The 26,397-nt window shown below is 46.7% G+C and carries 31 protein-coding genes; 20 read left to right on the top strand and 11 right to left on the bottom strand.

Going from position 1 to position 26,397, the window contains the following annotated elements; genetic code table 11:
- Nucleotides 1–84: 84 nt before the first annotated feature.
- From UXZ23_RS01695 to yegD, 3 genes are read left to right on the top strand one after another with little or no spacing between them, the layout of a single operon-like run.
- Complete coding sequence (locus UXZ23_RS01695) at nt 85–651, top strand: glutathione peroxidase (protein WP_320818925.1); 567 nt, start codon at nt 85–87, stop codon at nt 649–651.
- 24 nt (nt 652–675) lie between these two features.
- The gene (locus UXZ23_RS01690; protein WP_320818924.1) at nt 676–1,227 is read left to right on the top strand and encodes an MgtC/SapB family protein; all 552 of its coding nucleotides are present in this window, start codon (nt 676–678) and stop codon (nt 1,225–1,227) included.
- 33 nt (nt 1,228–1,260) lie between these two features.
- Complete coding sequence (yegD, locus tag UXZ23_RS01685) at nt 1,261–2,628, top strand: molecular chaperone (protein ID WP_320818923.1); 1,368 nt, start codon at nt 1,261–1,263, stop codon at nt 2,626–2,628.
- A gap of 27 nt (nt 2,629–2,655) precedes the next feature.
- Here yegD and UXZ23_RS01680 read toward each other — a convergent pair whose 3' ends face one another.
- Nucleotides 2,656–3,324, bottom strand: coding sequence for a glutathione S-transferase (locus UXZ23_RS01680; protein WP_320818922.1), 669 nt, complete (start codon nt 3,322–3,324; stop codon nt 2,656–2,658).
- 258 nt (nt 3,325–3,582) lie between these two features.
- On the opposite strand from UXZ23_RS01680, the gene UXZ23_RS01675 reads away from it, so the two are divergent.
- Nucleotides 3,583–3,816, top strand: a complete 234-nt coding sequence (locus UXZ23_RS01675; RefSeq protein ID WP_015487450.1) for a hypothetical protein — start codon at nt 3,583–3,585, stop codon at nt 3,814–3,816.
- A 99-nt stretch (nt 3,817–3,915) separates the two neighbouring features.
- Here UXZ23_RS01675 and UXZ23_RS01670 read toward each other — a convergent pair whose 3' ends face one another.
- Genes UXZ23_RS01670 through arsC form a run of 4 tightly spaced genes read right to left on the bottom strand, consistent with a single transcriptional unit; the run spans nt 3,916 to nt 5,710 of the window.
- Complete coding sequence (locus tag UXZ23_RS01670; RefSeq protein WP_320818921.1) at nt 3,916–4,359, bottom strand: YtoQ family protein; 444 nt, start codon at nt 4,357–4,359, stop codon at nt 3,916–3,918.
- Between the two features lie 12 nt (nt 4,360–4,371).
- Nucleotides 4,372–4,761: a DUF2069 domain-containing protein gene (locus UXZ23_RS01665; RefSeq protein WP_320818920.1), complete on the bottom strand. Its 390-nt coding sequence runs from the start codon at nt 4,759–4,761 to the stop codon at nt 4,372–4,374.
- On the bottom strand, nt 4,758–5,360 hold the full coding sequence (wrbA, locus tag UXZ23_RS01660; protein WP_320818919.1) for an NAD(P)H:quinone oxidoreductase: 603 nt from the start codon (nt 5,358–5,360) through the stop codon (nt 4,758–4,760). The genes UXZ23_RS01665 and wrbA overlap by 4 nt, the downstream gene beginning before the upstream one ends.
- The gene (arsC, locus tag UXZ23_RS01655) at nt 5,360–5,710 is read right to left on the bottom strand and encodes an arsenate reductase (glutaredoxin) (RefSeq protein ID WP_320818918.1); all 351 of its coding nucleotides are present in this window, start codon (nt 5,708–5,710) and stop codon (nt 5,360–5,362) included. Before arsC ends, wrbA begins: the two co-directional genes overlap by 1 nt.
- 65 nt (nt 5,711–5,775) lie before the next feature.
- Here arsC and UXZ23_RS01650 point away from each other — a divergent pair, with 65 nt between their 5' ends.
- From UXZ23_RS01650 to UXZ23_RS01635, 4 genes are all read left to right on the top strand, one after another.
- Nucleotides 5,776–6,993: a YihY family inner membrane protein gene (locus tag UXZ23_RS01650; RefSeq protein WP_320818917.1), complete on the top strand. Its 1,218-nt coding sequence runs from the start codon at nt 5,776–5,778 to the stop codon at nt 6,991–6,993.
- Nucleotides 6,994–7,080: 87 nt separating this feature from the next.
- A complete protein-coding gene (locus UXZ23_RS01645; protein ID WP_320818916.1) occupies nt 7,081–8,445 on the top strand; it encodes a DUF3422 domain-containing protein in 1,365 nt (454 codons plus the stop codon).
- Between the two features lie 101 nt (nt 8,446–8,546).
- Entirely contained in the window at nt 8,547–9,026 is a 480-nt protein-coding gene (locus tag UXZ23_RS01640) for a hypothetical protein (RefSeq protein ID WP_320818915.1), read from the top strand.
- Nucleotides 9,010–9,861 (top strand): hypothetical protein, encoded by an 852-nt coding sequence (locus UXZ23_RS01635; RefSeq protein WP_320818914.1) that lies wholly within the window; start codon nt 9,010–9,012, stop codon nt 9,859–9,861. Before UXZ23_RS01640 ends, UXZ23_RS01635 begins: the two co-directional genes overlap by 17 nt.
- Here the strand turns inward: UXZ23_RS01635 and UXZ23_RS01630 are convergent.
- Nucleotides 9,842–11,809, bottom strand: a complete 1,968-nt coding sequence (locus tag UXZ23_RS01630) for a DUF885 domain-containing protein (RefSeq protein WP_320818913.1) — start codon at nt 11,807–11,809, stop codon at nt 9,842–9,844. The genes UXZ23_RS01635 and UXZ23_RS01630 overlap by 20 nt on opposite strands.
- Nucleotides 11,810–11,939: 130 nt before the next feature.
- Here UXZ23_RS01630 and UXZ23_RS01625 point away from each other — a divergent pair, with 130 nt between their 5' ends.
- From UXZ23_RS01625 to UXZ23_RS01580, 10 genes are all read left to right on the top strand, one after another.
- On the top strand, nt 11,940–12,821 hold the full coding sequence (locus UXZ23_RS01625; protein ID WP_320818912.1) for a DUF4892 domain-containing protein: 882 nt from the start codon (nt 11,940–11,942) through the stop codon (nt 12,819–12,821).
- A gap of 2 nt (nt 12,822–12,823) precedes the next feature.
- The gene (locus UXZ23_RS01620) at nt 12,824–13,747 is read left to right on the top strand and encodes a patatin-like phospholipase family protein (protein WP_320818911.1); all 924 of its coding nucleotides are present in this window, start codon (nt 12,824–12,826) and stop codon (nt 13,745–13,747) included.
- A gap of 83 nt (nt 13,748–13,830) precedes the next feature.
- The gene (prmB, locus tag UXZ23_RS01615; RefSeq protein WP_320818910.1) at nt 13,831–14,778 is read left to right on the top strand and encodes a 50S ribosomal protein L3 N(5)-glutamine methyltransferase; all 948 of its coding nucleotides are present in this window, start codon (nt 13,831–13,833) and stop codon (nt 14,776–14,778) included.
- Between the two features lie 24 nt (nt 14,779–14,802).
- Nucleotides 14,803–15,909, top strand: a complete 1,107-nt coding sequence (aroC, locus tag UXZ23_RS01610) for a chorismate synthase (protein WP_320818909.1) — start codon at nt 14,803–14,805, stop codon at nt 15,907–15,909.
- Between the two features lie 128 nt (nt 15,910–16,037).
- Nucleotides 16,038–17,213 (top strand): MFS transporter, encoded by a 1,176-nt coding sequence (locus tag UXZ23_RS01605; protein ID WP_320818908.1) that lies wholly within the window; start codon nt 16,038–16,040, stop codon nt 17,211–17,213.
- A 30-nt stretch (nt 17,214–17,243) separates the two neighbouring features.
- On the top strand, nt 17,244–17,495 hold the full coding sequence (locus UXZ23_RS01600) for a DUF6489 family protein (RefSeq protein WP_320818907.1): 252 nt from the start codon (nt 17,244–17,246) through the stop codon (nt 17,493–17,495).
- A gap of 175 nt (nt 17,496–17,670) precedes the next feature.
- Nucleotides 17,671–18,063: a phasin family protein gene (locus UXZ23_RS01595; protein ID WP_320818906.1), complete on the top strand. Its 393-nt coding sequence runs from the start codon at nt 17,671–17,673 to the stop codon at nt 18,061–18,063.
- Nucleotides 18,064–18,162: 99 nt separating this feature from the next.
- Complete coding sequence (phaC, locus tag UXZ23_RS01590) at nt 18,163–19,980, top strand: class I poly(R)-hydroxyalkanoic acid synthase (protein ID WP_320818905.1); 1,818 nt, start codon at nt 18,163–18,165, stop codon at nt 19,978–19,980.
- 173 nt (nt 19,981–20,153) lie between these two features.
- Nucleotides 20,154–20,597 (top strand): hypothetical protein, encoded by a 444-nt coding sequence (locus tag UXZ23_RS01585; RefSeq protein ID WP_320818904.1) that lies wholly within the window; start codon nt 20,154–20,156, stop codon nt 20,595–20,597.
- Nucleotides 20,587–20,853 (top strand): YheU family protein, encoded by a 267-nt coding sequence (locus UXZ23_RS01580; RefSeq protein ID WP_320818903.1) that lies wholly within the window; start codon nt 20,587–20,589, stop codon nt 20,851–20,853. The genes UXZ23_RS01585 and UXZ23_RS01580 overlap by 11 nt, the downstream gene beginning before the upstream one ends.
- A 27-nt stretch (nt 20,854–20,880) precedes the next feature.
- Here the strand turns inward: UXZ23_RS01580 and mnmC are convergent, their stop codons facing one another.
- Nucleotides 20,881–22,926 carry a bifunctional tRNA (5-methylaminomethyl-2-thiouridine)(34)-methyltransferase MnmD/FAD-dependent 5-carboxymethylaminomethyl-2-thiouridine(34) oxidoreductase MnmC gene (gene mnmC / locus UXZ23_RS01575; RefSeq protein WP_320818902.1) on the bottom strand — a complete coding sequence of 682 codons (2,046 nt, stop codon included), beginning with the start codon at nt 22,924–22,926 and terminating at the stop codon, nt 20,881–20,883.
- Nucleotides 22,927–23,050: 124 nt separating this feature from the next.
- On the opposite strand from mnmC, the gene UXZ23_RS01570 reads away from it, so the two are divergent.
- The gene (locus UXZ23_RS01570; protein WP_320818966.1) at nt 23,051–23,926 is read left to right on the top strand and encodes an AEC family transporter; all 876 of its coding nucleotides are present in this window, start codon (nt 23,051–23,053) and stop codon (nt 23,924–23,926) included.
- A gap of 12 nt (nt 23,927–23,938) precedes the next feature.
- Here UXZ23_RS01570 and UXZ23_RS01565 read toward each other — a convergent pair whose 3' ends face one another.
- On the bottom strand, nt 23,939–24,514 hold the full coding sequence (locus tag UXZ23_RS01565) for a peptidylprolyl isomerase (RefSeq protein WP_414491419.1): 576 nt from the start codon (nt 24,512–24,514) through the stop codon (nt 23,939–23,941).
- A gap of 33 nt (nt 24,515–24,547) precedes the next feature.
- Here UXZ23_RS01565 and UXZ23_RS01560 point away from each other — a divergent pair, with 33 nt between their 5' ends.
- Nucleotides 24,548–24,865 carry a SelT/SelW/SelH family protein gene (locus UXZ23_RS01560; protein WP_320818900.1) on the top strand — a complete coding sequence of 106 codons (318 nt, stop codon included), beginning with the start codon at nt 24,548–24,550 and terminating at the stop codon, nt 24,863–24,865.
- A 1-nt stretch (nt 24,866) separates the two neighbouring features.
- Here UXZ23_RS01560 and UXZ23_RS01555 read toward each other — a convergent pair whose 3' ends face one another.
- From UXZ23_RS01555 to UXZ23_RS01545, 3 genes are all read right to left on the bottom strand, one after another.
- Nucleotides 24,867–25,532 (bottom strand): TIGR04211 family SH3 domain-containing protein, encoded by a 666-nt coding sequence (locus tag UXZ23_RS01555; RefSeq protein WP_320818899.1) that lies wholly within the window; start codon nt 25,530–25,532, stop codon nt 24,867–24,869.
- Nucleotides 25,533–25,562: 30 nt separating this feature from the next.
- Nucleotides 25,563–25,862 (bottom strand): YciI family protein, encoded by a 300-nt coding sequence (locus UXZ23_RS01550; protein WP_320818898.1) that lies wholly within the window; start codon nt 25,860–25,862, stop codon nt 25,563–25,565.
- Nucleotides 25,863–25,864: 2 nt separating this feature from the next.
- Nucleotides 25,865–26,397 (bottom strand): septation protein A (locus UXZ23_RS01545; protein WP_320818897.1); only part of this gene is annotated, 533 nt, incomplete at its 5' end.

The following is a 26,397-nucleotide window of genomic DNA, read 5'->3' as shown; positions in this document are numbered from 1 at the left end:
AATACAAAATAGAAGGGTGTTGCGGTGGTAGTATCCTATCATCAGCATTACCAATGTTCTGACGTTTAAAGCTAGGAGAGCAATATGAAGCTTGATACATTGTTAGCCGTCTCAGCGTTTTTGTTTGCGCCATTTGCGTTTGCAGAAGAGATGCCTGTGATGCCTGCAAAGGTTTATCCAGATAGCTGCCCTGCAATTTTTCATTACACCATGAAGCAGCTGCATAGTAGCAAAATGCTGAATCTTTGTGAGGTGACGAATGGTCACCCTGTGTTGTTGGTGAATACCGCGAGTCACTGTGGATTTACCGATCAGTTTGGTGATTTACAGAAAATTCACGATAAGTTTAAAGATAAGGGTTTAGTCGTTATTGGCGTATCATCGGATTCGTTCAATCAAGAAGCCGACGATGAAGCAGAAGCGGCTGACGTTTGCTTTAAGAACTTTGGTGTGAGTTTTACCATGTTAGCTACTGTGCCGGTAAAGGGGCCAGAAGCGCATCCTCTATTCATACAAGTGGCAGAACAGGATGTAGCACCCCGTTGGAACTTTTATAAATATTTAATTGATCCTCGGGGTAAAATCGTACAATCTAACTCTAGCTTTAAAGTACCTAGCGACAGCGAGATAGAAGCTTTGTTGGAGCTATAAATAGTAGCTTATATGGGCTAGTTGATGAAAAAAGCGGGTGATGCCACCCGCTTTTTTCATTTTAAAATCCACCTTGGCAATTGTATTTTTGTTCTTATGACGCTTACAGATATTATTAGTATTGCTCCCCTTGATTGGTATGCCATTTTCTCGGCCCTTGTATGCGGCACTATCATTGGTCTTGAGCGTCAATTGCGCGGTAAGCCTGTTGGCATTCGTACCTCTTCTTTGATTGTCTTAGGTACTTATACTTTTGTCGCCTTATCGCAATCCCTCAATAACGAAGTAACAGACACAACCCGTATTATTGGGCAGGTGGTTACTGGGGTTGGTTTTTTGGGGGCTGGGGTTATGCTATCGAAGGATGGCGTGGTCATGGGGGTGACATCTGCCGCTACTATTTGGGCGCTTGCAGCAATCGGTGTATGTATTGCTGTCGCAGGCCATGTGGTTGCCATTAAATTAGCCGTATTGGTCGTGCTTATCTTAGTGGGTGTTGATATCCTCGAAAACTATTCAGCAGCGCTTACCCGTGGCGTGCATTCTAAAATAACCGATTGGCGTAAGCGTCGTTAAGCCTTTTATTGGTTAGATCCTAGGAAAAATTTAATGATTTGCGGTTTTGACTACGGCACCTCTAACTGTGCCGTTGGTGTAATCAATTCAAAGCTTGATGTGCGCTTGTTGACGTTAGATCAAGGCAAAGCCTTTATGCCATCGGCCTTGTATGCCTTGGAACGAGAGTTGATTTGCGAGGCGGTTGCAAACAATATCTCATCGCCTGAATTACAGCAGCAGTTTATTGATTTGCGCGTTAATCCTTTGGCGCAAGCTCGCCGCGTGCGTCGTGAACATGACATTGCTGGAAATGAAGAAATATTGTTTGTCGGTTCGGAAGCCTTCGAACAGTATTTTTCTTTTCCAGAAGAAGGCTATTTCGTTAAATCTCCCAAATCCTTTTTAGGCGCTAGCGGTTTACGCTCTGAGTTTATTCATTTTTTTGAAGATATTGTTACGGCCATGATGCAGACGGTAAAGCGTCGTGCGGAAACTGAACTCGGTCAAGAACTTACTCATACCGTGATTGGTAAACCCGTTAACTTTCAAGGAATGAATGCCGAAAAGAGTAATCAGCAGGCGTTAGATATTTTGCGCGTAGCGGCGCAACGTAGCGGCTTTCAACAGATTGAGTTTTTGTTTGAACCTATTGCTGCGGGTTTAAATTTTGAACAGAGCTTAGCTACGAATCGAACCGTGCTGGTTGTCGATGTAGGTGGCGGAACCACCGATTGTGCCATGGTGCGTATGGGGCCCGATCATCGCGATCAGGATATTCGCGATAACGATTTTATCGGTCATAGCGGCGAACGTATTGGTGGTAATGATCTTGATATTCAGATCGCCGGTAAACAATTGATGCCGCTATTTGGTATGACCGCACCGTTAAAAACTGGTAAACCGATGCCAATGCAAACCTTTTGGAATGCAGTGAGCACAAATGACGTCGGTGCGCTTGCTACTTTTAATAGTTTGGATACCGCCTTATATCTGGATCAACTGCAGCGCGATTGTGCGCAGCCTGAATTAATCAAACGCTTTATAAAAATGCGTGAAGATAAGCAAAACCACCATTTGGTGCGTAGCGCCGAGCAGAGCAAAATTGCTTTGTCGGATGTGAGTGAGTACGAATTAGATTTGGCCTATATCGAAGCTGGCTTAGGTATTCGCCTTACCCGCACTGACTTGGCGCAAGCAATTGCTTGGCCGCTAGAAAAAATGACCAATTTAATGTCAGAGGCTATTAATCAAGCAGGTACACAACCGGATGTAATATACATCACAGGTGGTAGTGCTAAGTCGCCTGCAATTCGTCATGCGGTTGAGCAAAAGCTAGGTAATATTCCGGTGTTAGACGGAGACCACTTTGGTAGCGTCGCCGCCGGGTTAACCGTGTGGGCCAACCGCTTATTTCGCTAAATACTAGCGAAATAAGCGCTTTAATAATTAAGCGTAAGCGTATGGACCGCCTTTTTCCAACGCTGCTTTGTATGCACCGAGCGCGTGAACTTTTTTCACAAATGCCAATACATGTGGCAATTTATTCGCCACTTCGGAGCGACTCATGGCTGCTTCGAGTGGGAAAATCATTTGGAAATCGGCACCACTAAGTTCGTCGCCAGCAAACCAAGTGTTTTTGCTCAAATGATTTTCAATAAATTGCAGGTGATTGGTAACGTTTGGATCAACGTAAGACTTTAACACCTGATTAGCAATGCCTTTGGCTACAGGGCGAACAAAGAAGGGCATAGGCGATGTTTTTACTTTCTGAAAAATCAGCGCCATAACCAAGAATGGCATTAATGATCCTTCGGCATAGTGCAGCCAGTATTGTAACTGGTTGTATGCATCACTGCCGACTTCCGGCATAAAGCGATCTTTACCGTAGGTATTAATGAGGTAATCGATGATAACCGCGGATTCTGCGATGGTTTTACCGTTGTCGGTAATCACCGGTGATTTCCCCAGTGGATGTATGGCTTTAAGGCTTGGCGGTGCTAAGTTAGTTTTAGGATCACGTTCATAGCGTTTGATTTCGTACTCAACGCCTAGTTCTTCTAACAACCAAAGTATGCGTTGTGAGCGTGAGTTTTCTAAGTGATGAAGCGTGATCATAAGTATCCTCAAAAGCGAGTGAATGGACTGGTAGACATCAATATAATAGAAGGGTGTTATAAACGACCCCCGCGAGTATTGAAAGAGCTAGGTATGCCGTTAGTCAGGGTTGAACTTTTACCTCGATTGGGAAGATCCAAGGTGTAGAAAGCATCGAGTAAGCATAGAATATGTAGAATTGTTCGCTGACGGTTGGCCCTTTGTACCAACCTGTCTTTCGGAACAATAATAAGTAACCCATCAGTAAGAGAGAATGTTATGGAGCGTGTTGAACGCGATTTCTATGCTCGCGAGCAAGAAGATCAAGAAGCCTTTTTAAGCCAAACATGGTGTAACACCTGTATGGAAGCCGACTTAGGCATGAAAGATCCAAAAGAATACGAACAAGATGGCGTTATCTTCGTTGAAGGCGCATGTGTTAAGTGTGGCGAGCCAGTGTGTACTGAGATTGCTGACGACGATACAGATGGCGAGTGGGAAGACGAAGCGTAATTGCTAATCGATGCACTCGGCGGTGCGTGCAGGCCGAGTGCATATGTATCTACTCCAAGTGCATACGTAACTAAGCCAAGTGCATCAACTAGATGTCACTCAGTTGCGGCTAATGTAGTTCAGAATTTCTACAATTTGTTGCGGAGTTTCGCACACAGCCATAGCAGCAGCGTCTACTTCCTTTAACGGATGCGTTAGTTCAGGATCGTGCTGGACAATCAAAGATTTCCCTAAGGCGGCAGCATAGCCTGCATCAAATGCCGCATTCCATTGCTTGTACTTCTCACCAAAACGCACCACCACAATATCGGCATCGCTGATTAACTTGCGCGTGCGCAAGGCATTAATCTTGGCCGCTTTGTGGTCTTTCCAAAACGGCAGCGTTTCAGTACCTAGGATCTCATCGCCACAATCATCGCTAGAAGCGTGATCAGTATTCGGTGACGTTAGGGTTACTTGCAGATCTTTCTCGGCGAGACCGCGGGCAATCTCGTCGCGCCAATCAGTGTGGATTTCGCCAGATAGATAAACGGTTAATTTCATTCTCATTCCTCTTTACGAGTTTTGTTCAGCTTGTAAACGCAACGCTGCTTTCTGCCAGCGCGTGAACAATAGGGTGGTTACAAATACGGTGAGTGTCATCGCGATGAGCAGCCAGCCCCAAAGCTCAGTCCCTTGGGTGAACAGCACGGTAATCGCGAATACGAAATACAGCATGATGACATACGCCAACCACGACGCCGCTTTGTGAGATTTTTTTAGCAAACCCGGAATAAACAGCAGCAAAGGTAGCGAGCGCAAACTCCAGTATAAGGTTCCGGTTGCGTACAACACTGCAGTGGAGTCGAAAGTTTGTGGCGGGCTTCTAAAGGTATACGCCAGCAATACCAATAGAGTTCCTAAATAGCTTGCTAGCATGAGCTGGTAGACACGGGTTAATTTCATGCATCTGCTCCTAGGCGTTTGGCCAAGGTTGCAATGCGCTTACCTTGAGCTTTGCAAAGTGCAATCTCGTGCTCAGATAATTCATTGCTGCCATCTTGGCCGCTGTGATGGCTTGCACCATAAGGTGTTCCACCCGTTTGGGTATTGGTTAAACCCGCTTCGCTATAGGGTATGCCCGCGAAGACCATGCCGTGATGTAGCAGTGGCAGTGCCATGCTCATTAGGGTCGTTTCTTGACCACCATGCAATGACGATGTTGAGGTGAATACTCCTGCAGGTTTGTCGATTAATGCGCCGGTTAACCAGAGGTTGCTGGTGCTATCGAGAAAATATTTAAGCGAGGCAGCCATATTGCCAAATCGGGTAGGGCTTCCCAGTAGTAATCCAGCGCAGTGTTTAACGTCGTCGTGGCTGCAATAAATCGCCCCTTCACTTGGAACCGCAGCGGAGGTTGCTTCATTGGTTGGCGATACTTCAGCAACCGTGCGAAGGCGCGCTTCAAGGCCTGCCGCTTCGATACCGCGAGCCATGTACTTCGCCATTTCTGCAGTTTTGCCGTGGCGACTGTAGTACAGCACCAAAATATAAGGCTGAGACATTATAGAATTTCCAAAACCTGTTGCGGTGGACGACCAATACGCGCGTTCTTACCTTTGATTACGATAGGGCGTTCAATCAGCTTTGGATGAGCGCACATAGCTTCTATTAATTCGTCGTCACTCAGGCTAGTGTCCGCTAGGTTTAATGCCTTGTAATCGTCTTCTTTAGTGCGCAGCAGTTGGCGCGGCGTTAAGCCTAGCTTAGCAAGTACGTCGCGCAGAGTAGCGGCGGACGGAATGTCTTTCAGGTACTCTACTACCACTGGTGTGATGCCTTGTTCTTCAAGTAAGGCGAGGGTCTCGCGTGATTTTGAACACCGAGGATTGTGATAAATAGTGATTTCGCTCATGCTTTCTGCTGCCCTGATTTTATTTTCAATGCCGGTATTGTAACTACATTTTCAAAAGGATGCGCATGAAGCCCCGACTAAACCTGAAATGGCGTCGTACCGCCCATATCATTTGGAGCACTTTAAAACGGTTTGAGAACATGGAGCGCCGCCGTGATGCTGCTGCCTTAACTTATACAACGCTATTTGCGTTAGTGCCTATGTTGACCGTTAGTTATTCGATTTTGAGTGCCTTACCGGCTTTGCAAAGTTGGGGCGAACAGGCCAATGCGCAGCTATTTGCGTATGTGATGCCTGAAGGCAGCGAAGTCATTTCGGAATATTTACAGCAGTTCAGTCAGCAGGCGCGCAAGTTAACTTGGGTCGGTTTGGTGTTCTTATTTATCACGGCGTTTATGCTGTTGCAGACGGTTGAAACCCAGTTTAATCGTATTTGGAATGTACAAACTTCGCGCTCGAAGATTCAAACTTTCTTTCGCTATTGGGCTGTGCTCAGTCTCGGTCCGCTCTTTTTCGGTGCTGCTTTTGCCACCACTTCGATTGTTGCATCTTTGCCGTTGTGGGGTGGCGGTTTAGCGAAAAGTATCGAGTTTATTGCTCATCTACTTCCTTGGGCACTTAGCAGTATCGCCATAGCTTTACTCTACATTGTAGTGCCTAATTACAAAGTGCCTGTCACCCATGCTTTTATCGCTTCTACTTTTATTGCCAGTATTTTTGAATTAGCTAAATTTTTATTCAGCGAAACACTCGGGATGTTTCCTTCTTATAAACTTATTTATGGTGCTTTCGCTGCCGTGCCTTTGTTTCTTTTGTGGATGTATGCATCTTGGATGTTATTGCTGTTGGGCGCTGAATTGACGTTTAGTTTAAGTCATCACCGTGCGGCGAGAAAAAATCGCAATCCTGCGCTTGAGCGTTTGCGCGTCGCGGCCACGCTTTATGAGGCCCAACAAAAAGGTGGTTTGCTCTCTGAAGATCGCTTACGCAAACGCCTTGATGACATTGGTGCTGAGCGAATTTCGACGATTTTGAGTGATTTTCAAAACGAACGTTGGGCTACTATCTCACATGAACAAGAATGGACTTGGTTGCGAGATCCGCGTTCGCTGACATTGGCCGAGTTTTTTGCACACGAGCCTTTAAAGGCAATGAGCCAGTTAGAGGCCAGTGGTAGTGTGACCAATGATCCATTGAAGCAACGCTGGGTTGCTTGGCAACACGATTGGCAGCACACGATTACTGATGACACAGGGCGTTCGTTAGATAGCTTGTTTCAGTAAGCAATACTAGAAACCTTGATCTGTAAGCTGGTTATTGCATTTTGAGTTACATAGAATCGAGTCAATTTAATTTAGTCAGGATGATTCATGAAGAACGCTCTGCAAGAGTCAAAGCTAGAAAACGCCTCTCCGGAAATTGCCGCACCGAGCGTGTCATTGCGCGTGCATCCGTTGCGTTCAAGCTTGTACGAGGAGCTGCACAATCGACCCTCGCCGATTATTGATCGAGACTGTCATGTCGCACATTTCACCGTTAAGTTAAGCGATAATCGGCAGGAGATGTACGACCATGTTGTCGATTTATGTCGGCGCTTTAGTGTGCCTTCTCCGGCACCAGAATCGAGCTGCTTGTACCAAGATTTTGGTGGTTTTGAATTGCGCTGGGAGCGTCACTTAGAGTTCGCTAACTTCACCTTTATTTGTTATGACGTGTTACCGTTTGATGCTGATGCGCTGAGTTTCATCCCTAAAGATTGGCTGGCTGCGCTCCCCGGTGAACTGGTGGTGGCGGTTAATATCTCAGTGCTGCATGAAGAACCTAACGAAACATCAATTCGTCGCTGGTTTGAAGGCCAGCGTGTTTCGGGTGCTTGGGTTGCTGATGATAAAGCTCAGGTGTGGACCGCATTCAAGTTACACAGTGATGGTTTTGGCCGCATTGTAACGTACAGCAAATCATTAACCAGCTATCAAGTTGGGCGTTTAATTCAACGTTTGTGCGAATTAGAAACCTACCGTTTAATGTCATTGATGGCCCTGCCTATAGCACGCCAAATGGGTCCAGAGCTTAGCCGCATTGAAGATTCATTGGCGACGCTAAATCAGAGTATCTCTGAGATAGATGTCGAAAAAGATGAACGTATATTATTGCAAGAATTATCGCAGCTGGCGGCGGAAGTGGAACGTCATCGCTCGAATACTAACTTTCGCTTCTCTGCGGCGGTGGCCTATCATGATTTAGTTCGCGACCGGTTACGACAATTAAAAGAAAGCCCTGTGGATGGAACGCAAAGCTTGCGTGAATTCCTTGAACGCCGACTAACACCAGGGATAAAAACCTGTAACTCTGTGCGCGACCGCTTAGAAGATTTGTCGCGTCGTATTCACCGCACCACCAGTTTGTTGCGCACGCGGGTGGATTTATCCATTCAAGAGCAGAACCAGCATTTGTTGTCGTCGATGAATCGGCGCAGCCAGTTGCAGTTGCGCTTACAGCAAACCGTCGAAGGCTTATCGGTTGTAGCTATCGGCTACTACATACTCGCCTTGCTAGGAATTGCGTTTGCTGGTTTGCATGATTTTGGCGTTCCAATCGAAGAGACAACCGGCAAAGCGATCGCTATGCCATTTGTTTTAGGGGCTGTTTACCTTGGTGTGCGCAGTTTGCGCCAACATATCACTCGTAGTAGTCGCGGTAATGAGCGGCAAAAAGATGACGCTAAGCGGTCGTGATTGGCCGCTAATATTCTTAACTTACTGATTTTAAAAGACCTTTATAGACTGGCTTAGTAATTGCTATACCTCATTAATAGCGAACTTAATGAGGTATTCGCATGAACCAATCGTCTTCTACTTCTACACAATCTTTATCCCAGCTTTCAGAGGTGTTAGCCCGCTGTTTAACGCCGAGTCTAATGCCTGTTCGTTATCTTAATACCCCACGACCGCAACCGTGCCCGGTGATTTGGGCGTTATCTTTTTTACGTCGTAGCATGATTCATGAGCGCGATTTGGGCGATCAATATGGTGCGATGGCGTTAGCCAGCGTAAGCGAAGTGCTGCAAAACATGGATGCACCGACCGATGCCTTGCGTCGTCGTGCCGACGCCGACGCGTACGACTATATTGCCAACTATACTGATTTACTGGCAGAGGCCGGTGCATCGGCACAACTGCTCGAAGGGTATCAATGCGTGTTGCATGTACTGGCAGCGTTGGATTTGGTACGCAAACAGGAATTATTAACCGGGGTGTTGACCAGTTATGCCCGAGTTCAAGAAGTATATGAGGCTATGTATGTGGCGCACAGGTAGTATTTTATTGTTGTCGATTATTTCGGCGGCTGTTCAGGCTGAAGGTCTTTATTGGCGTAATGACGTGAATGGCAGTGTTAAAAGTGGCGCGGGAACGCGATTTTCGTCGAATGAATTGAGTTTGACCGTTCCTCTGGAGCGCAAAAGAAATAGTAGTGAAGATGTATCGACCGCACTCAATTTAGATTTAACAGAGTTCCGTTGGTCGGGGACTACCGCTGCGCAAAATGAATACTACTGGATATCAATGCCGATCAGTTATCGTCAGCAGCGTGTCAACGGACAGGAGTTTTATATCCGTGCGGAACCGGGGTTAATGACGGATTTAAATGCCTTGGAAGGTAAAAATATCGGTGTTAATTTGGAGTTAAGTGGACGTACCTATATTTCTAAAAATGATTTTTGGCAATACGGCATTATTATTGATCGTGAATTTGGTGATTATAACCCACGGCCTTTAGTTGGATATGCGACTAAGCCTACCGCACAAACGGAAATGTTATTGGGTTTTCCTAAAACATTAATTCAGACGCGTTGGTCACGTGAAGTTTCAACATATTTATCGATTCGCCCAGCTGGTGGGGTATGGCGTGAAGAAGTCACATTGGATGCTGCGGCCACCGCAACTCCGAGTATTACCGATGTTAAATACACGAACTGGCGGATGGGGGTCGGTGGTGAATTTCATTGGCGCGAACGTTTTTGGTTAAACGGAGAAATTGGTCAGTTGCGTAATCGTCGCATACGCGCCACCGACAATACTGGTGTTGAGGTTGTCGCAACACCGGGGCAAGACGCATATTGGCAAATTGGAATTACTGCTCGGATGCCTTAATCAAAGGGGCGGTAATTACTGACTCAACTCGATCCTGCTCGCTAGTTAAAGATGAATTAAAGGCCGCTGAGTTATCAGTGGCCTTTTCATGTGTTAATGGTGGTTGGTTATCGCGTATTTTTCGCTGCGTTGTCCAATCATTCAATAAACGCTCAAGCTCTTTCGGCGTTACTGGCCCAAAACTTAATAGTGCGCTATGAAATTCTTTTAAATTAAAGTTATCCGCTAATTGTTTTTTAGTTTTTTTACGCAACTCTTCTAATGCCCAGTTTCCCATAACAGCCGAGGTTGCTGCGCCAGGGTGGGTATTGATATGTTGCAATAAGGCGCTCATCTGGGTGTCGGTTAGAGGCGTGTTCGCGTTAACAAATTTACGCGCATCGGCGGTGCTCCAACCTAATTGATAGATGCCCGTGTCGACGGCGGCGGCAACTAAAAGGGTCAGTTCGCTGACTTGTTGGCCAAATTTTTCTTCGTCGGTGACGTATCCGCCCATATCAACCGCAAATTTTTGTGCATATAAAGACCATCCTTCGGTAATAGCCGGATGCGGCACTAGACGCATGATCTCTGCGTTGTCGGGATCGGCGAGTACGGCGCCTTCTTGCATGTGACGACCAGGAATAGTCAGTGCGAAAATCTCAGCCGGTTGATTCTCTCGTTGTACTTGAAGCTGCGCCGTAGGATTTAAATAATAAATGCCGGGCGTTTCATCATTAAACGCAGGCGCTGAATAATAAGCTGAAGGCGCTAGCCCTTGACGCTCCATCGAAACTTCTTGAATCGCAAGCGCATAAGAAGGAAGTACGGCAAAAAAGTGCGGAACTTGCTTTGCCATGTAGCGAATGCGTTGGCGTTGAAAATTAACCAAATCCTCACGTCCAGCGGTGCTCGCTGGGAAGGTATATGACGCCGCTTGCATGCGTTGATAGAGTGCTTTCAGGGCGGTGTTAATGTCCTCAGATGTTGCATTGGGCTTGATGGCATCGCTAGGTAGCATGGCTAAATGTAAAGCTGCTATCGCATCGCGCGCACGCTGATGTATCTCACTCGGGGATACTTCGCTACCGCTAAAATAGGCTACTCGTTCGTTGTACTCTTCGTCCGACAATGGCGAATTATCTTCACGCGTAGGTAATCCAGCTAAGAATAGACCTAAGCGGTCATAAGCAGGTTTTACATCATTCAGTAAGGCTTCCTTTGCTTTGTTTTTTAATATGCGCGCACTTGATGGATGTAGTTGAAGATGTTCGATTTTTAATGAAATATCGCGCCATAAAGGTGAGTCGCTGCCTGCGGTAAATGGAGCTCCAGCGAGTATGCCTGAAATAGCAGCTTGAGCGTCGGCCAGAGTTGCGGCCGTTGGGCGTTTTCCTGCACTGATTTCGTCTTGTATTTGTAATTGCCAGTTACTAAATAGTAAGGGGATACCTTTTAAGCGCCGAATGTATTCGTGAGCATCACCAATATCGGCTACCGGATGGTGGTTAATTAACACATCAAGAGCATGCAAATGCCAGCTATCGGCGCTGCTCAAGCTAGTACGAGCACCATCATTGGTGGTAGCGCCTAGCCGGAATTCCAGCGTTTCGTTTAGAGTAACGGCAATCGCTCGCTGGGTAGGCGGAAGGGCTGCAACAGGCAAGCTTATAAGTTGCTGACGAATATCGCGCAAACGTTGTTGGCGCAGTTCGCGCTGTGTTGTCGTGACGTCATCCCAACGGTCGCTATCGCCTAGGCCTAACTGGCTTTGCAATGCCGGATGTTGATCAATCTCAAACTGGTAGAAATCGTTGAAAATTTGGTTGGCTGTAGCAAGTGTTTGTGCTTTTTCATCGTCGCTGTAATGAGGAACCGATTCATTGTTGATGGATTGGAGTGGCAAGCAAGCGGAGAGTGCAAAGAGGGAGGCAAGTGCCGTCAATCGGCCAAGTACAGGCAAAATCATGGTGGTAAAAAGCTCAAAAATTTCGTTGGATAGAAGTGTAACAGCAGTTAGGCTGTTTGGTCAGATTTGGACCGTCGTTTGTCCTGCGTATGCGTGTTAAAGTCATGTTTTGCAATAGGAAATAGAATTCATGTTGTTTCGCCGTATGGTAATACCATTCGCCTTTATGCTGCTAGGTGGCATGAGCTTAACTAGTCAGGCCCTAACGCCTTTTCCGGAATCGAAGCAGATCGATTCTGTGGAAAAGGACGTTACTCGTTACCGTTTGGTTTTATCTACCTTGAAAACAGAACAAGCAACGACATTCGGCCAAGATGAACGGCGCTTGTCAGGTACGCTAAATCGAACTGTTTGGCGTTTACAGGATGATCTTAGCATCGATGAGTTGTTTTCATTTTATCGCGAGCAATTTAATGGCGATGAGCGCGTGCTATACGAATGTGTGGGGCTAGATTGCGGCAGTAGTGCGTTTTGGGCAAATGAAGTATTTGATAATCCGCGCCTTGTGACGCGTGATAAAGATCAGGCCTATATTGCGACGTTAAGCGATCTTGAAGACGGAAAGCAAAAAGTTACTGCGGTGTATATTGCTCGTCGCGGATCGCGTCAGACCATGATCAATGTTGATGAAATGATCACTGCTGACGCTGTATCAGATCGACAATCGTTGGCCGCTAAAATAAAAGACGAGTTAACTCGCAGTGCCGGCTGGTTACCGGGCTTTAAAACCAGCAAAGATCAGCTGGATGAGAGTGCAAGTCACGAGTTGCTGAATATTTTAGCGAACTTGAATCCAGCGCTAAAAAGTCGCCTTAACTTGGTAGTGCATTGTTACAGCGCATCGTATATGGAAGATAATCTACGCTGTTCTGAACGCTTGGCAGAGTCACTTCGCCAGCGTGTCTCTAGCCCAAATAATCCTGTCCAAATATATGCTCAGGGAGCATTAGCATTGACGCCAAATAATGATTTGGCTCCAGCGCTACGCTTTGTATTTTGGCCTAGGAGGTAATTGTGAAGAAACGTGTTGCTCTTGCGCTTGGTAGTGGTGGTGCTCGTGGTAATGCTCATATCGGCGTAATTGACGCTTTGTTAGAGCGCGGATATGAAATTGTGAGTGTGTCAGGTTGTTCGATGGGATCGATTGTCGGCGGTTTCTATAGCGCTGGTAAGCTTGAGCAGTATCGCGAGTGGGCCTGTGGATTAGGGTATCTAGACGTACTTCGTTTGGTTGATTTTAGTTTACTGTCGAGCGGTGCCATTCGTGGCGATAAAGTGTTCGGTGTGCTAAGCGAGATGCTCGATGGCTGCCTTATCGAAGATTTAGATATTCCGTTTACGGCGGTGGCAACCGATTTGCGCGATAAAAAAGAGATATGGTTTCAGCGTGGTCTGTTGCGTGATGCGGTAAGGGCTTCGTCAGCCATTCCGACGGTGATGAGTCCAGTTCTTTTAAATGGACGCATGTTAGTGGATGGCGGTGTATTGAATCCATTGCCAATAACACCATGTGTCTCTGCGCATGCTGATCACATTATCGCGGTTGATTTAAATACCGATGTGCCTATGCCTCATGATTTGATGAATACTTTGGCCAAGGTAGAAAGCGAGAAAGACGATTGGTTTAATGTGGTTTTGGATAGAGCCAGTCATTGGTTAGGTAAGCATTCTAAGGGTGCTCGTGAGCAGGCCGACGAGAATTTAGGCAAGATCGAAATCCTCAACCAGATGTTTGAAGTCATGCAGTCGTCGCTAACGAAATTTAAAACGGCGGGTTATCCACCTGACTTGATGATTAAAATTCCTACGTCTTGCTGCCAAATGTACGAGTTTTATCGAGCAGAAGAGATGATACGTATCGGCTACCGTATCGCGAACGAAGCACTAGATGCCTATGAAATGGGGCACAGTAGTCTTTATGGTGAGCGTTTAAACTGAGGCGCGGTCGCCCTAGGGATAGTCGCTAGCGCTCGAATTCGGTAAACTAGTAGGCTTTAAACGCCAGCGAATAGCATCAATCCATGAGTCATACCGATATGAACTTTCAGCAACAAGCGTCCCAAGCGATCGATGAGTTGCATACCGTACAGGACATGATTCGTTGGGCGGTTAGTCGCATGTCAGAAGCGCAGCTATTTTATGGTCATGGCACCGACAATCCTTGGGATGATGCTTTGCAGTTGGTGACGCACGCGCTGAGCCTACCGTGGAATTTGGCAGAAGAGTGGCGCCACTCTCGCTTGACTCGTTGCGAGCGCGAAGCCGTTATTAATGTGTTGCAAGCACGCATCGAGAATCATGTTCCAACACCTTATATCACCGGCATTGCTTGGTTCTGTGGTCAGCCATACAGCGTCGATGAGCGTGTGTTGATTCCGCGATCACCCATTGCTGAGCTGATCGAAGAGCGTTTTGCTGATTACTGGCAGGCCAATCAAGACCCAACGCGCATACTCGATTTGTGCGCCGGCTCTGGCTGTATTGGCATTGCGTGCGCGTTGACCTATCCGGAAGCGGAAGTCGAATTGTTGGATATCTCTTTTGACGCGTTAGAAGTTGCCGAAGAGAACATTCATAATCATCAAGTTGAAGATCGCGTAATTGCTTTGCACTCCGACTTATTTGCCTCGGCCTCGGGTCGGTACGACATTATCGTATCGAATCCGCCGTATGTGGATGAAGACGACATGGCATGTTTGCCAGAAGAGTTTTTACATGAGCCAGAATTGGCGTTGGCCGCGGGCGAAGATGGTTTAGACTTAGTCCGTATCATGCTCGCCCAAGCCAGAGATTACCTAACCGATGACGGTATATTCGTGCTTGAGGTTGGCAACAGTTGGCCAGCGTTACGCGCAGCGTATCCAGAATTGCCATTTAGTTGGCCCGAATTTAAACGTGGTGGTCATGGCGTGTGTGTCATACATGCCCGCGACTTAGAGCAATTAGCCGAAAGCGCCCTTACTCAGTAATAAGAATTCAGAAACGAGAATTTTATGTCTGGAAATACCTTTGGAAAAAGCTTCACCGTTACAACCTTCGGTGAAAGTCATGGTTTAGCATTGGGCGCCATTGTCGATGGCTGCCCGCCAGGAATTCCTCTAACAGAAGAGGATTTACAAGCGGATCTGGATCGTCGTAAGCCGGGTACATCGCGTTACACCACGCAGCGTCGTGAGCCTGATCAGGTTAAAATTTTATACGGTGTTTTTGAAGGTAAAACCACCGGTACACCGATTGGTTTATTGATTGAAAATACCGATCAGCGTTCGAAAGATTATTCCAATATTGCTAAGACATTCCGCCCAGCACATGCGGATTATGCCTACACACAGAAGTATGGCTTTCGCGATTATCGCGGTGGTGGTCGTTCTTCGGCGCGTGAAACGGCTATGCGTGTTGCCGCCGGTGCGATTGCCAAAAAAGTATTGGCAGAGAAGGGCATTCAAATTCGTGGATATCTGTCTCAACTTGGTCCGGTAAAAATTGACTATGCCCATTTTGATTGGGAGCAGGTGAACGAAAATCCATTTTTCTGTCCCGATCCAACCAAGATAACCGAAATGGAAAACTACATGATTGCCTTGCGTGAAGAAGGCAATTCGGTCGGCGCTCGCATCAGTGTGGTGGCGAGTGGTGTTATGCCCGGATTAGGCGAACCTATATTTGATCGTCTTGACGCCGAACTTGCCCATGCCCTGATGAGCATCAACGCGGTTAAAGGTGTGGAGATTGGCGATGGCTTTGATGTCGTAGAGCAAAAAGGCACAGAACACCGCGATGAGATGACCGCAGCAGGATTTTTAAGCAACCATGCGGGCGGCGTTTTGGGTGGTATCAGTACCGGCCAAGATATTATTGCTCATATTGCGTTAAAGCCGACGTCGAGCTTAGTAATTCCGGGTCGTTCAATCGATAGCGATGGAAAAGAAATTGAAGTCATCACTAAGGGCCGTCATGATCCTTGTGTTGGTATTCGTGCGACACCAATCGCTGAAGCTATGATGGCGATTGTGATCGTGGATCACCTGTTACGCCATCGTGGTCAGAATGCCGATGTGAATTGTTTGACTCCTGTGATTGCTGGGCAAGCGCCTGAGTAGTGTATGGTGATTGAAATAAAGCGGCTGAGGCCGCTTTTTTTGCATCTGTAAAATCGTATCATCGCGTTCTTACTTTTAGGGTTAGTTTTCTCCTCTTCGTTTTCCTAAAGACACTACAAGCACTTGTTATGACGATGAATTCAACTGCCGCACCAACGACTCGCTTGTCGCTATTTTATGGCTTGTACTTTGCCTTGCTAGGCTGCATTGCGCCTTACTGGGGATTGTATTTAACCGAACTTAGTTTTACACCGCAGGAAATCGGTTCGTTGATGGCTTTGTTCGGCACTGTGCGCATTCTAGCGCCAAATTTGTGGGCTTACTGGGGCCGAAATGTCAGTGCGCCCTTGGCGATGGTTCGGGTTGCAGGACTGTTAACTTTGTTCTGCTTTGGCGGGATATTCTTAGTGGATAGCTTCACTGGTGTTGCCTGCATTATGGTTTTGTACGGTTTTTTTTGGGCGGCGATGCTACCGCAGTACGAAACAATCACTATGCAAGCATTAGGCAATAAATTGGACGAATACAGCCGAATTAGAGCATGGGGCTCAATTGGGTTTATTGCAGCTGTGATGATGTTAGGGCGGCTATTCGACGACATCAGTATCAAGGCATTGCCCATTTTTATGCTGTTGTTAATGGCTGCAATTGTACTCAATAGTTGGTTGTTAAAGTCAGCCACTGTGCGCCATAAGGCCGTGTTAGCTACGGGTAACATGTGGAGTTTCTTGCGTCAGCGCAAGGTAATTGCCTTTATTCTTGTTACCATTCTTCTGCAAATAGCGCATGGACCTTACTACACATTCTTTAGCATTTTCTTAGAGGAAAATGGTTATTCGAACTCGCAGATCGGATTCTTATGGTCTATAGGTGTATGCGCCGAGGTTGTTCTGTTTTGGCAATTTGGTCGGGTGATGAAATTGTTGACTTGGCAGCAGTGGTTTCTTGTCAGCTTGGCTCTAACAGGAGTACGCTGGTGTCTAGTTGCTTGGGCAGTTGATAACGTTTGGGTGTTAGTTTCTGGCCAAACCTTACACGCGTTCAGTTTCGCGGCAATGCATGCCGTATCGATGTGCTACATACAGATGTTTTTTCCGGCAGCAATGCAAGCCCGCGGACAAGCTCTGTATTCTAGTGTGGGATTCGGTTTGGGTGGTGCCATCGGGGCAATGCTAAGTGGTTTGCTTTGGCAGCCTCTTGGCGGGACTGGTGTATTTATGCTGGCCGCATTAGTCGCGTGTTTGGCGATGTTTGTTGCTTGGTGGGGGCTGCGCGATTCGCAGCATATATGTAACACCCAGTAGATAAGATTTTAGAATGAGAGGGAACATTTGATGCAGATTAATGTCACTTTTGATATGACGCCGGAAGAACTTCGCCGCGTGGTGGGCCTACCGGATGTTCAGGAGTTTCAGCAAGAGCTGTTTGCTAAAATGATGGAAAAAATGAATTCAGGCGAAGAAGGCTATGATCCGATGAGCCTCTATCAGCCATTGCTGAACGGTGGTGTGAATGCCATGTCCGAATTTCAGCGCATGATGTTTGCCATGATGTCTGGCAAAAATGGCGGTAGCGGCCAGTCGTAGGACAAAGCCGGTCAGCTAACCTTAGCAATGTAAGCTTTGCTCAGAGCGATTACTGCTTTCGCGTGATTTTTCTGGGGAAATTGCTAATTTAACTGGCAACCGTCATGCAGGTGTAAGATAAATTTACGTAGTATGAACGATCACATTTCGATTCAACCATTGAAGGAGCAAGACCATGCAAGAGAACATTCTGAACGCTTTCGCTGAACAAGCCAAAACCATGTACTCACCCATGGCTAAATTCAACAGTTTGTTTGTTGATAACATGGAAAAATTAACTGAGTTTCAAATCAGTGCAATTAAGAGTTACGCGGAAATGGGTCTTTCTCAGTTGAAAAGCGCAGCTGAAATTAAAGATGCTGATACCATGCGCACTTTCACTTCCGCACAAGCTGAAACTGCTACTTCTTTGAATAAGAAAATCATGGAAGACGCGAAAGCTATGTCTGACATGGCGATGGAGTTCAAAACTCAGATCGAAGGTATTATGGAGGAAGTTCGCAGCACTGCTGCCACTACTGCTTCGACTGCTGCAAAGCCAGCACCTAAAGCTAAGACAGCGGCTTAATTAGCGCTAGTCTTTAAGGCCACCAATGGGTGGCCTTTTTTAATGGACGATTTTTGAATTACTTGAGACTTCCTCAGGGTGAAGGGAAATGGGTGGCGTATGAGTGTTTCAGCGGATAAGTTAGAAACAGCTGTTGGTGATATTTTGGAAATGACAGCTAAGGCAACAGAGCAAGGTAGTAAGCTTTGGGAAAAATTAATAAATCAGCCAACGACTGCAGATGATCCTGCTGCGTGTGTTCTAAACGATTTCAGCGAAGCGTTCCGCGAACTAGGAGAAGCCATGATGGCTCATCCAGGTAAGATTGTTGCGGATCAAATGGAAATATTGAAAAAGCAGCAGGAGCTTTATCAGCATACAGTATTGCGATTTTTGGGTAAGGACATAGGTCCCGTTGTTGAGCCCGAAAAAGGTGATAAACGTTTTGCCAGTGAACAGTGGTCAGAAAATCCCTTATTCGATTACATTAAACAATTATACTTATTGCAGAGTAATGGCCTAATGCAGATGGTTAAAGATACCGACGGTATCAGTGACCACTCTCGCAAAAAAGTAGAATACTTGATGCGTCAATACGTGAATGCATTGGCACCATCCAATTTCGCCGGTCTTAACCCAGATGTTATTACCAAAACTTTGGAAACCGGTGGTGCGAATCTAGTCGCAGGTATTGAGCAATTAATGGAAGACTTAGAGGTCAGTGCACAAGGCTCTCTGAATGTAACGATGACAGATACCTCGGCGTTCCAAGTGGGTCGTAACGTCGCCACAACGCCCGGTAAAATCATCCACCAAAATGACATGATGCAGTTGATTCAATATGAGCCAACGACCAAGACTGTATTCAAACGTCCGCTGCTGGTGATACCGCCGTTCATCAACAAATATTACATCATGGATTTACGTGCCGATAACTCCATGATCAAATGGTTGGTAGATCAAGGACACACAGTGTTTGTGATTTCTTGGGTTAACCCAGGACCGTCATTGCGCAATAAAGGTTTTGATAATTACATGTTAGAAGGTCCTGTGGAGGCTTTAGATGTTATTGAAACCATTACCGGTGAAAAAGAATTTAATGCTATTGGGTACTGCTTAGGTGGTACTTTGTTATCGGCAACTCTTGCTTACCTCAAGAAGAAACGTCGTGAACCAATTAAGTCGGCTACCTTTTTAGCCACCCTAATTGATTTTAGTCAGCCGGGTGAGATCGGCGTGTTAATTAATGAAACCGCAATTGCCGGCATTGAAAAGCAAATGAATATGTTGGGCTATTATGACGGTCGTCAGATGGCATTTAGCTTTAACTTGTTACGTGAGAATGATCTGTTTTGGTCATTCTTTATCAATAACTACTTGAAAGGCCAGCGTCCTGCGGCATTTGATTTGTTGTATTGGAACTCTGATAGCACCAACCTTCCAGCGACGATGCATTCGTATTACTTGCGTAATATGTATCTGAATAATCGCTTGGTCGAGAAAAATGCGCTAGAACTTGATGGTGTTAAGATTGATTTGTCGGCAGTGAAAATACCAACGTATTTCTTGTCGGCCTCTCAGGATCATATTGCGTTATGGCAGGCGACCTACAAGGGTGCGCAAGTCATCGGTGGTAAGCCACGCTTTGTGCTTGGTGGCTCAGGGCACATTGCCGGTGTTATCAATCCTCCAGCTGCCAATAAGTATGGTTATTGGACTAATGACGCTGGCGTGTTACCAGAACAAGCGGACGATTGGTTTAAAGCAGCCGAAAGTCATTCTGGTTCTTGGTGGGTTGATTGGGAAGAGTGGATTCAAACTCAAGGTGGCACTGAAGCCGTTGAACCTCGCGTTCCTGGTAAAGGTCCAGTGGCTGCGATTGAAGATGCGCCGGGTAGTTATGTGAAGCAACGCATTGTTGATGTGTTGGGTAAGTAATCTCTAGTGCGTGAGTTTTGCCAATGCTGAATTAGTAAGTATTAGCCAAATCATTGAAAACAAACAAAAACGGCGCTTCGGTGCCGTTTTTGTTTGGACGGATTTCCGTTATTATCAACGCCATAACAAGTGCTGGGTCGCCACCAGTAAGCAAAGCATTAAGAGGAGCATACGTGTCTCAATTTGATCAAGAATCCATTGTTTACGGAGTCATACGCCATATTCCGGCGACTGATCCTTTTGGTTCTCGTCGCGAGCGTCGTGTTAACTGGGCCGCAATTCAGGCGCTACCGTTAGGTCTTGATGAAGATTGGTCGCTGTTGAAGCGCGAGATGTTTTCTATGCCTGGTGAAGATGTTTTCAGCGGCACTTATCAAACTCAGTTAATGCATTTCGCCGCATCTTACCGTGCGGTCGAGTACGAGTGGGAAAACTGGTTGCGCCAGTTTGAAGCCTTGTTAAAAAGCATGTACTGGGTGTCTGCCACAGTGCATCTTGAAACTGAATTGTCGGGCAAACACACCTTTAGCTGGCAAGCTGACGAAGGCCACTTACCATCGGATGCTGAGCTTCGTATGAGCTGTGAATGGGAACGCGAGGCGTCTTTTGCAAATTGATGATGCGCCTGATGAAGGCGTAATTGCGATTCCTTACGAACGTCTCGATAAGGCCACGCTTGATGCCATCGCCGAAGATTTTGTTACCCGCGAGGGTACCGATTACGGCGATGTCGAGTATTCTTTGCACGATAAAATTGCCCAAGTAATTGAGCAGCTGCGCCGTGGTGAAGCAACTTTGCTTTATGATCCCGTGCAGCAGACTTGTCATATCCAACTCACCGCAACCCTGCGTCAGTTTGGCTGGCAGCCATAGGCTTTAACACCAGTCGCGCTTTTTAGGCTAGTCGTAATAATCGCTTGGCACTTTTCTCCGCGCGATATCACGTACCAAAAAACGCACTGGCAATACGGCTTCTAAAATCGTGCGACTGACGCAAGAACTGCGACCGGTTATAACGTCTGTCAGTATTTCTGCGCACAATGGTGCCGATACTAGTCCGCGTGAGCCATGACCAATATTCACGAAAAGTCCGGGTATTAACGGCGCCTCGACCTGCGGTATTTGCTTGGTGTTTTTACTTAACTGCTTAAATGCTTTGGCAAAAGGACGAGTGTCCGCAAGTGGGCCAACCATAGGTAAATAATCGGGAGTGGTGCAGCGAAACCCTACACGTCCACCGACAATCTTGTTATGTGTCGCCATCGACTGCCACTCATCACCAAATTCTTTGAGATGATCAAGATTGGTTTGATGATCACTGTCGCGCAGTTCTGTGCTGGGATCATTCAAATTATAAGTAGCGCCCAAACATAATTGCCCCGCAACTGGCGGAGCCATATAACTGTTAGCACACAGTACATGAGGCATAGCGGGTGCTGAGGTTGCGTCTAAATACGTTAATTGGCCACGAATATTCTTTATCGGTAAATAAGCATCCGCGAGTAATTCTTTCGCTTGCCAAGCAGTGGCGATCACTACAGTAGACGCTGAGCGTTGCTCGCCAGAGGCAAAGCTGAGCTGCCATAGGGCATCATTTTGATCAGTAGGGGTTAGACCGGTTAATTCAGCCTGTTCAAAGCGAATGTTGGGATGCTGCACTAAGGCTTCGCACAACCGAGCGGGCGCCACCCATCCCGCTTGCGGATAAAATAAACCGTTATCGCGGACCTCAATTAAAGCTGATGGTGGTTGGCGGATAGCGATAAACTGCGCTTGGCGAGCGGCTTCTTTTTCGCTGCTTGCTAGCTGCATTACCCCACAGGATTGCCAGCCAAAATTTTGCTCATCGCCGTCGCCTAATTGTGCTTTAACAGAGCGCAGAGCGAGTTCGTAAGCTTCAAGATAGAAGTCAGTATGAGTGGCTTTGTCATCGGCCGCCAGCTTTACGTATAAGCCACCTTGCGGATTACCTGAGGCGCATTGAGCAATGCCTAGGGCGTCTATCAGAGTAACCTTAAAACCGGCCTCTGCCAGCGAACGAGCGCTGTGACAGCCCGCAAGTCCGGCACCGATAATAGTGACTTCTCGATTACCCCTCGGGTTTGGGGCTATTAGCCATGGCTCTTGTTGAAAGTATGGTGGTTGTTCCGGCCCGCTCTGCGCATGATAAATGCCCGCGAGCATATGACGTTTACCGCCGAAGCCTTCGGGATTACGTACTTTAAAACCGGCACCTTGTAGGCCTCGACGAACTTGGCTGGCGGCAGTAAATGTGGCGACACTCGCTTCCTCACCCAGTTGTGGGTTACGGCTTAAGTGACGCATCTGTTGATACAGTTCATCTGTCCACATTTCTGGATTTTTAGCAGGTGAAAATCCATCCAAATACCAAGCGTGAACTGGTCCTGTGAGTTGTGCCAATGCGTCGTGAACATCGGCAAAGACCAAGGTCAAACTGATGCGTTGCTCGGGCCAACGTAGATGGTGAAAACCTGAAGTTAAGTGCGGGTATTGCTCTAATAATGCTTGTGTAAGATCTGCAAGTTCAGGCCAAAGCGCCAACGCTTGGGCTAATTGTTCTTTGCTAAGCGGATATTTTTCGATACTGGTGAAGTGCAGCCAAAGATCGTTTTCTGTTGCTGATTCTTGTTGATCTTGCTCATTGCGCTGTTCATTACTTTGTTGAAAAGCACGCCATGTTGCTAAAAAATTCAGCCCTGTGCCAAATCCGGTTTCGACAATGCAAAATGGCCCTTGCCACGTCGTCCAGCGTTCACGTAATTGGTTGTGTTGAATAAACACATAGTCGGTTTCTGCTAGCCCATTTTTTAACGAAAAGTAGGGGTCGTTAAATTGAGTCGACAGGGGTAATCCAGCGTCGCTCCATTGCAAGTCTTGGTTTGCTGCGTTGACGCTAGCGTCAGAAACGTTGCTTATTTCAGACATTTGGTTTTTTTCTGACACTGGCGGCGCTATGAGTTAGAGAATAGGGCCGGTAGTTTACCGTGCTGTCGGTGCTGACGTACACTCGCGGCTTGTTTAGCTGCCTGTTTTGGAGATTAGGGCTGTGATGGACATCCTAACTGTTCTATTTCCGGTGCTGGTATGTGCTCTAATCGGTGCATTGTGGGCGCGTTCGGGCACGAATTTCGACACCGATTTTATCTCGCGCTTGGTACTGAATGTGGGTGCTCCGTGTTTAATGCTGTCGGTTCTAGGTGGTGTTGAAATAGACCTTATTGCGTTCAATCAAACCGCTCTGGCATGTATTTTAATCGCTTTGCTGATGTCGTTGGCAGGTTGGCTCATTCCAAAAGCCTGCGGCGATGATGTACGTACTTACTTTCCGTCGTTTGTTTTTCCTAACGTGGGCAATATGGGTCTTCCCGTTTGCCTATTCGCATTTGGTGACGAAGGGCTAGCGCTGGCTTTAGCTTTCTTTATGATGCTGTCGGTTGCGCACTTTCCCGTGGGAATTTTAGCGGCAGGGGGGAGTCAAGCAGGGGGTTGGCGTGGCTTGTTTAAAATGCCGATTCTATATGCCATAGCGTTATCGCTGTTATTGCTTTGGTTTGATGTGCGTTTACCCGAATTGTTGCAGAATCCCATCGTGCTGATTGGCGGAATGACAATCCCTTTGATGCTGATTACGCTTGGCGTGTCGTTAGTACGTTTACAAATTACAGCATGGCGTAAAGCGTTGTTCTACAGCGCTTGTCGAGTGGCTGGAGGCTTATTGGCAGGGTTGCTGGTGGTATGGTTATTGGAGCTAGAGGGGATTGTACGGGGCGTGGTGTTATTGCAGGCATCCATGCCCGTAGCCGTATTCAATTACCTATTTGCCGTGCGCTATCAGCGTCAGCCCGAAGCCATTGCCGGGCTGGTGGTCACTTCGACTTTATTATCGTTCGTGACCTTACCGCTTATGCTTTGGTGGTTACTCTGATGCTTTTGGTGGTTACTCTGATGCTTTTGGTGCATCGTCAATAATACGCACATCGTGCAGAATAATCGGTTGTACAGGAACATCGCGAGCGGCGGTCTGGCTGTTTGCCATAGCATCCACTACGGCCATACCGTTGACGACTTTACCGAACACGGCATAACCAAAATCACGTACGCCATTGTTCAAAAACGTATTGTCTTTTACGTTGATAAAAAACTGGCTAGTAGCGCTATCAACGGATGCAGTGCGTGCCATCGCAATGGTGCCACGACTATTTTTAAGACCATTGTCTGCTTCGTTTTTAATGGCTGGTTGAGTAGCTTTTTGACGCATGTCAGGGCCAAAGCCACCGCCTTGCACCATGAAATCTTTGATGACGCGGTGAAACACAGTGCCGTTATAATGACCCGAGTTCACATAGGATAAAAAGTTTGCAACGCTGATCGGTGCTTTGGTTTTATTCAGTTCTAATTCAATATAACCGACGCTAGTGTTCATTCCGACCAGCACAACTTCGTCGGGGGCGGTGGCTTTGCTATCGGCTGCAAAGCTAGAAATACTGAACAGTAGAGCGCACAGTGTCATCATCAAACGCATGGTTAATCTCCAGAGATAATTTGAATGTCTAAACCTACGGTAAGAATACGCTTTTGTGAAGGCTGTAAATGGGGTTTGCGTGCAGGTTGGTACGCGCAAGAGCTATTTAGTACATTTAATGGCCAATTAGCGGGCATTTTTATGGAAGTTGGAGGTTCTGGCGACTTTCAGGTGTGGGTAGACGATGTTTGCTTATGGGACCGAAGACAGGACGAGGGCTTTCCAGAAGCCGCCGATTTAAAACGACGTTTGCGCGATGCGATATCGGTGGAAATGTCTTTGGGTCACTGCGATCTACCAGAAAGACAGATCGCAGATAACGCTGGTGCTGACCAGAGCTAACTCAGCTCCAGCCACTATTATTACGCTTGGTGCGTAATCCCGGTAACACGAGTCCGGCAAAGATACCGATAAATACTAGGCCGCCACCATAAAGCAAAAATGTCTGGCGGCTGTCGTCGCGCAGCTGAGCATTTTCATTGGTCATGGTTTCAACTTGAATTTCCAGTTCTTGATTGCGTAGTGTGAGCTTTTTGGTTTTTTCGTCCAACGCCAACGCGTTGTCGGAGATGCTCATAATTCGCTCTAATTCTTTTTCTAATTTGGCGTTGTCACGAGCCAAAGTGGAACGTTCGCTCTTCACCGTTTCAAGTTCGGTTTGTAGTTCACCACTCTGACTTTGCGTCGTGGATTTTTCTGCACGCAACTGTTCAAGTTCGCGATTGGCTAAAATCAGCTTCTCTTTCGCAATGGGCTCATTTTCAAGGAAGCGGGTTAGTACCCAGCCTTCGACCCCTTTATCAGTTTTTACTTTGGTGTAACCTTCGGTTTCGTTTTCTTCGATAACGATTAAGTGTTCACCACTTTGAATCACTTTTAGAATTCGGTATTCCTGACTAGGACCCGAGCGCAGTTGAATATAGAGTTTGTCGGAGACATAGCGCTTCTCAACGGCAGAGGCCGAGATAGCTAGCAATAAGCCAGCGAATAACAGGACGACACGTTTCACAATCGATACCTTTATTGTTGTTGTAAAAATTTAGGGAAGTACACGCTTAAATGGTTTAACGACTACCCGTTCGTATACACCAGCACTTACGTAAGGATCTGCATCAGCCCACTCTTGGGCATCGTTCAAACTGGCAAATTCTGCAATCACCAAGCTACCGGTAAATCCTGCATCACCAGGATTCTCGCTATCAATGGCTGGGTGAGGTCCCGCAACCAGCAATCGACCTTCTGCGGTCAGTTCTTGCAAACGTAATAAGTGTGCGGGGCGAGCCGCAAGACGCTTCTCTAAGCTACTACTGACATCTTGGCTAATAATGGCATACCACATACTTATTCGTCCTCGTGGTTGATGTAACGGTACAAAAACAGCGATTGACCTACAATAAACAGGATAGTTAGGCCAAGCAAACCGAATAACTTAAAGTTAACCCAAGTATCTTCGGAAAAATGGGCCGCTACATACAAGTTGGCGGCTCCACTGAACAAGAAGAAGAGCACCCATGCATAGTTCAAACGTACCCATAATTCGGGGGGCAACGACATATTGCCGCCCATCATGCGTTCGAGAATGGATTTTTCTGTAAACAACTGGCTGAACAAAAATGCCGCGGCAAATAACCAGTTAACGATGGTGGGCTTCCATTGGATAAATTCTTTATTTTTAAAGGCCACAGTTAAACCACCTAGCACGATCACTAGGGCGAGGGTTACTAATTGCATTTTTTCAACATGCCCGGTTTTGTACACCGTATAAGCAATTTGCATAATTGTGGCGGTAATTAGCACCGCGGTGGCTAAAATAATGGGGTCGAGAGATCCTAATATGTCGGCATTTCCTGAACCGATAAACGGCGTGACGAGTT

Source organism: Thalassolituus sp. (assembly GCF_034111725.1).
Classification (GTDB): domain Bacteria; phylum Pseudomonadota; class Gammaproteobacteria; order Pseudomonadales; family Oceanobacteraceae; genus Thalassolituus.
The sequence above is the reverse complement of the archived record's forward strand: the minus strand, read 5'-3'. Positions and strand labels throughout refer to the sequence as shown.

Excerpts from the sequence above, each read along its gene's own strand:
- UXZ23_RS01695 (WP_320818925.1), top strand. The coding sequence starts at position 85 with ATGAAGCTTGATACATTGTTAGCCGTCTCAGCGTTTTTGTTTGCGCCA.
- UXZ23_RS01690 (WP_320818924.1), top strand. The coding sequence starts at position 676 with ATGAAAAAAGCGGGTGATGCCACCCGCTTTTTTCATTTTAAAATCCAC.
- yegD (WP_320818923.1), top strand. The coding sequence starts at position 1,261 with ATGATTTGCGGTTTTGACTACGGCACCTCTAACTGTGCCGTTGGTGTA.
- UXZ23_RS01680 (WP_320818922.1), bottom strand. The coding sequence starts at position 3,324 with ATGATCACGCTTCATCACTTAGAAAACTCACGCTCACAACGCATACTT.
- UXZ23_RS01675 (WP_015487450.1), top strand. The coding sequence starts at position 3,583 with ATGGAGCGTGTTGAACGCGATTTCTATGCTCGCGAGCAAGAAGATCAA.
- UXZ23_RS01670 (WP_320818921.1), bottom strand. The coding sequence starts at position 4,359 with ATGAAATTAACCGTTTATCTATCTGGCGAAATCCACACTGATTGGCGC.
- UXZ23_RS01665 (WP_320818920.1), bottom strand. The coding sequence starts at position 4,761 with ATGAAATTAACCCGTGTCTACCAGCTCATGCTAGCAAGCTATTTAGGA.
- wrbA (WP_320818919.1), bottom strand. The coding sequence starts at position 5,360 with ATGTCTCAGCCTTATATTTTGGTGCTGTACTACAGTCGCCACGGCAAA.
- arsC (WP_320818918.1), bottom strand. The coding sequence starts at position 5,710 with ATGAGCGAAATCACTATTTATCACAATCCTCGGTGTTCAAAATCACGC.
- UXZ23_RS01650 (WP_320818917.1), top strand. The coding sequence starts at position 5,776 with ATGAAGCCCCGACTAAACCTGAAATGGCGTCGTACCGCCCATATCATT.
- UXZ23_RS01645 (WP_320818916.1), top strand. The coding sequence starts at position 7,081 with ATGAAGAACGCTCTGCAAGAGTCAAAGCTAGAAAACGCCTCTCCGGAA.
- UXZ23_RS01640 (WP_320818915.1), top strand. The coding sequence starts at position 8,547 with ATGAACCAATCGTCTTCTACTTCTACACAATCTTTATCCCAGCTTTCA.
- UXZ23_RS01635 (WP_320818914.1), top strand. The coding sequence starts at position 9,010 with ATGTGGCGCACAGGTAGTATTTTATTGTTGTCGATTATTTCGGCGGCT.
- UXZ23_RS01630 (WP_320818913.1), bottom strand. The coding sequence starts at position 11,809 with ATGATTTTGCCTGTACTTGGCCGATTGACGGCACTTGCCTCCCTCTTT.
- UXZ23_RS01625 (WP_320818912.1), top strand. The coding sequence starts at position 11,940 with ATGTTGTTTCGCCGTATGGTAATACCATTCGCCTTTATGCTGCTAGGT.
- prmB (WP_320818910.1), top strand. The coding sequence starts at position 13,831 with ATGAGTCATACCGATATGAACTTTCAGCAACAAGCGTCCCAAGCGATC.
- aroC (WP_320818909.1), top strand. The coding sequence starts at position 14,803 with ATGTCTGGAAATACCTTTGGAAAAAGCTTCACCGTTACAACCTTCGGT.
- UXZ23_RS01605 (WP_320818908.1), top strand. The coding sequence starts at position 16,038 with ATGACGATGAATTCAACTGCCGCACCAACGACTCGCTTGTCGCTATTT.
- UXZ23_RS01600 (WP_320818907.1), top strand. The coding sequence starts at position 17,244 with ATGCAGATTAATGTCACTTTTGATATGACGCCGGAAGAACTTCGCCGC.
- UXZ23_RS01595 (WP_320818906.1), top strand. The coding sequence starts at position 17,671 with ATGCAAGAGAACATTCTGAACGCTTTCGCTGAACAAGCCAAAACCATG.
- phaC (WP_320818905.1), top strand. The coding sequence starts at position 18,163 with ATGAGTGTTTCAGCGGATAAGTTAGAAACAGCTGTTGGTGATATTTTG.
- mnmC (WP_320818902.1), bottom strand. The coding sequence starts at position 22,926 with ATGTCTGAAATAAGCAACGTTTCTGACGCTAGCGTCAACGCAGCAAAC.
- UXZ23_RS01570 (WP_320818966.1), top strand. The coding sequence starts at position 23,051 with ATGGACATCCTAACTGTTCTATTTCCGGTGCTGGTATGTGCTCTAATC.
- UXZ23_RS01565 (WP_414491419.1), bottom strand. The coding sequence starts at position 24,514 with ATGATGACACTGTGCGCTCTACTGTTCAGTATTTCTAGCTTTGCAGCC.
- UXZ23_RS01560 (WP_320818900.1), top strand. The coding sequence starts at position 24,548 with ATGTCTAAACCTACGGTAAGAATACGCTTTTGTGAAGGCTGTAAATGG.
- UXZ23_RS01550 (WP_320818898.1), bottom strand. The coding sequence starts at position 25,862 with ATGTGGTATGCCATTATTAGCCAAGATGTCAGTAGTAGCTTAGAGAAG.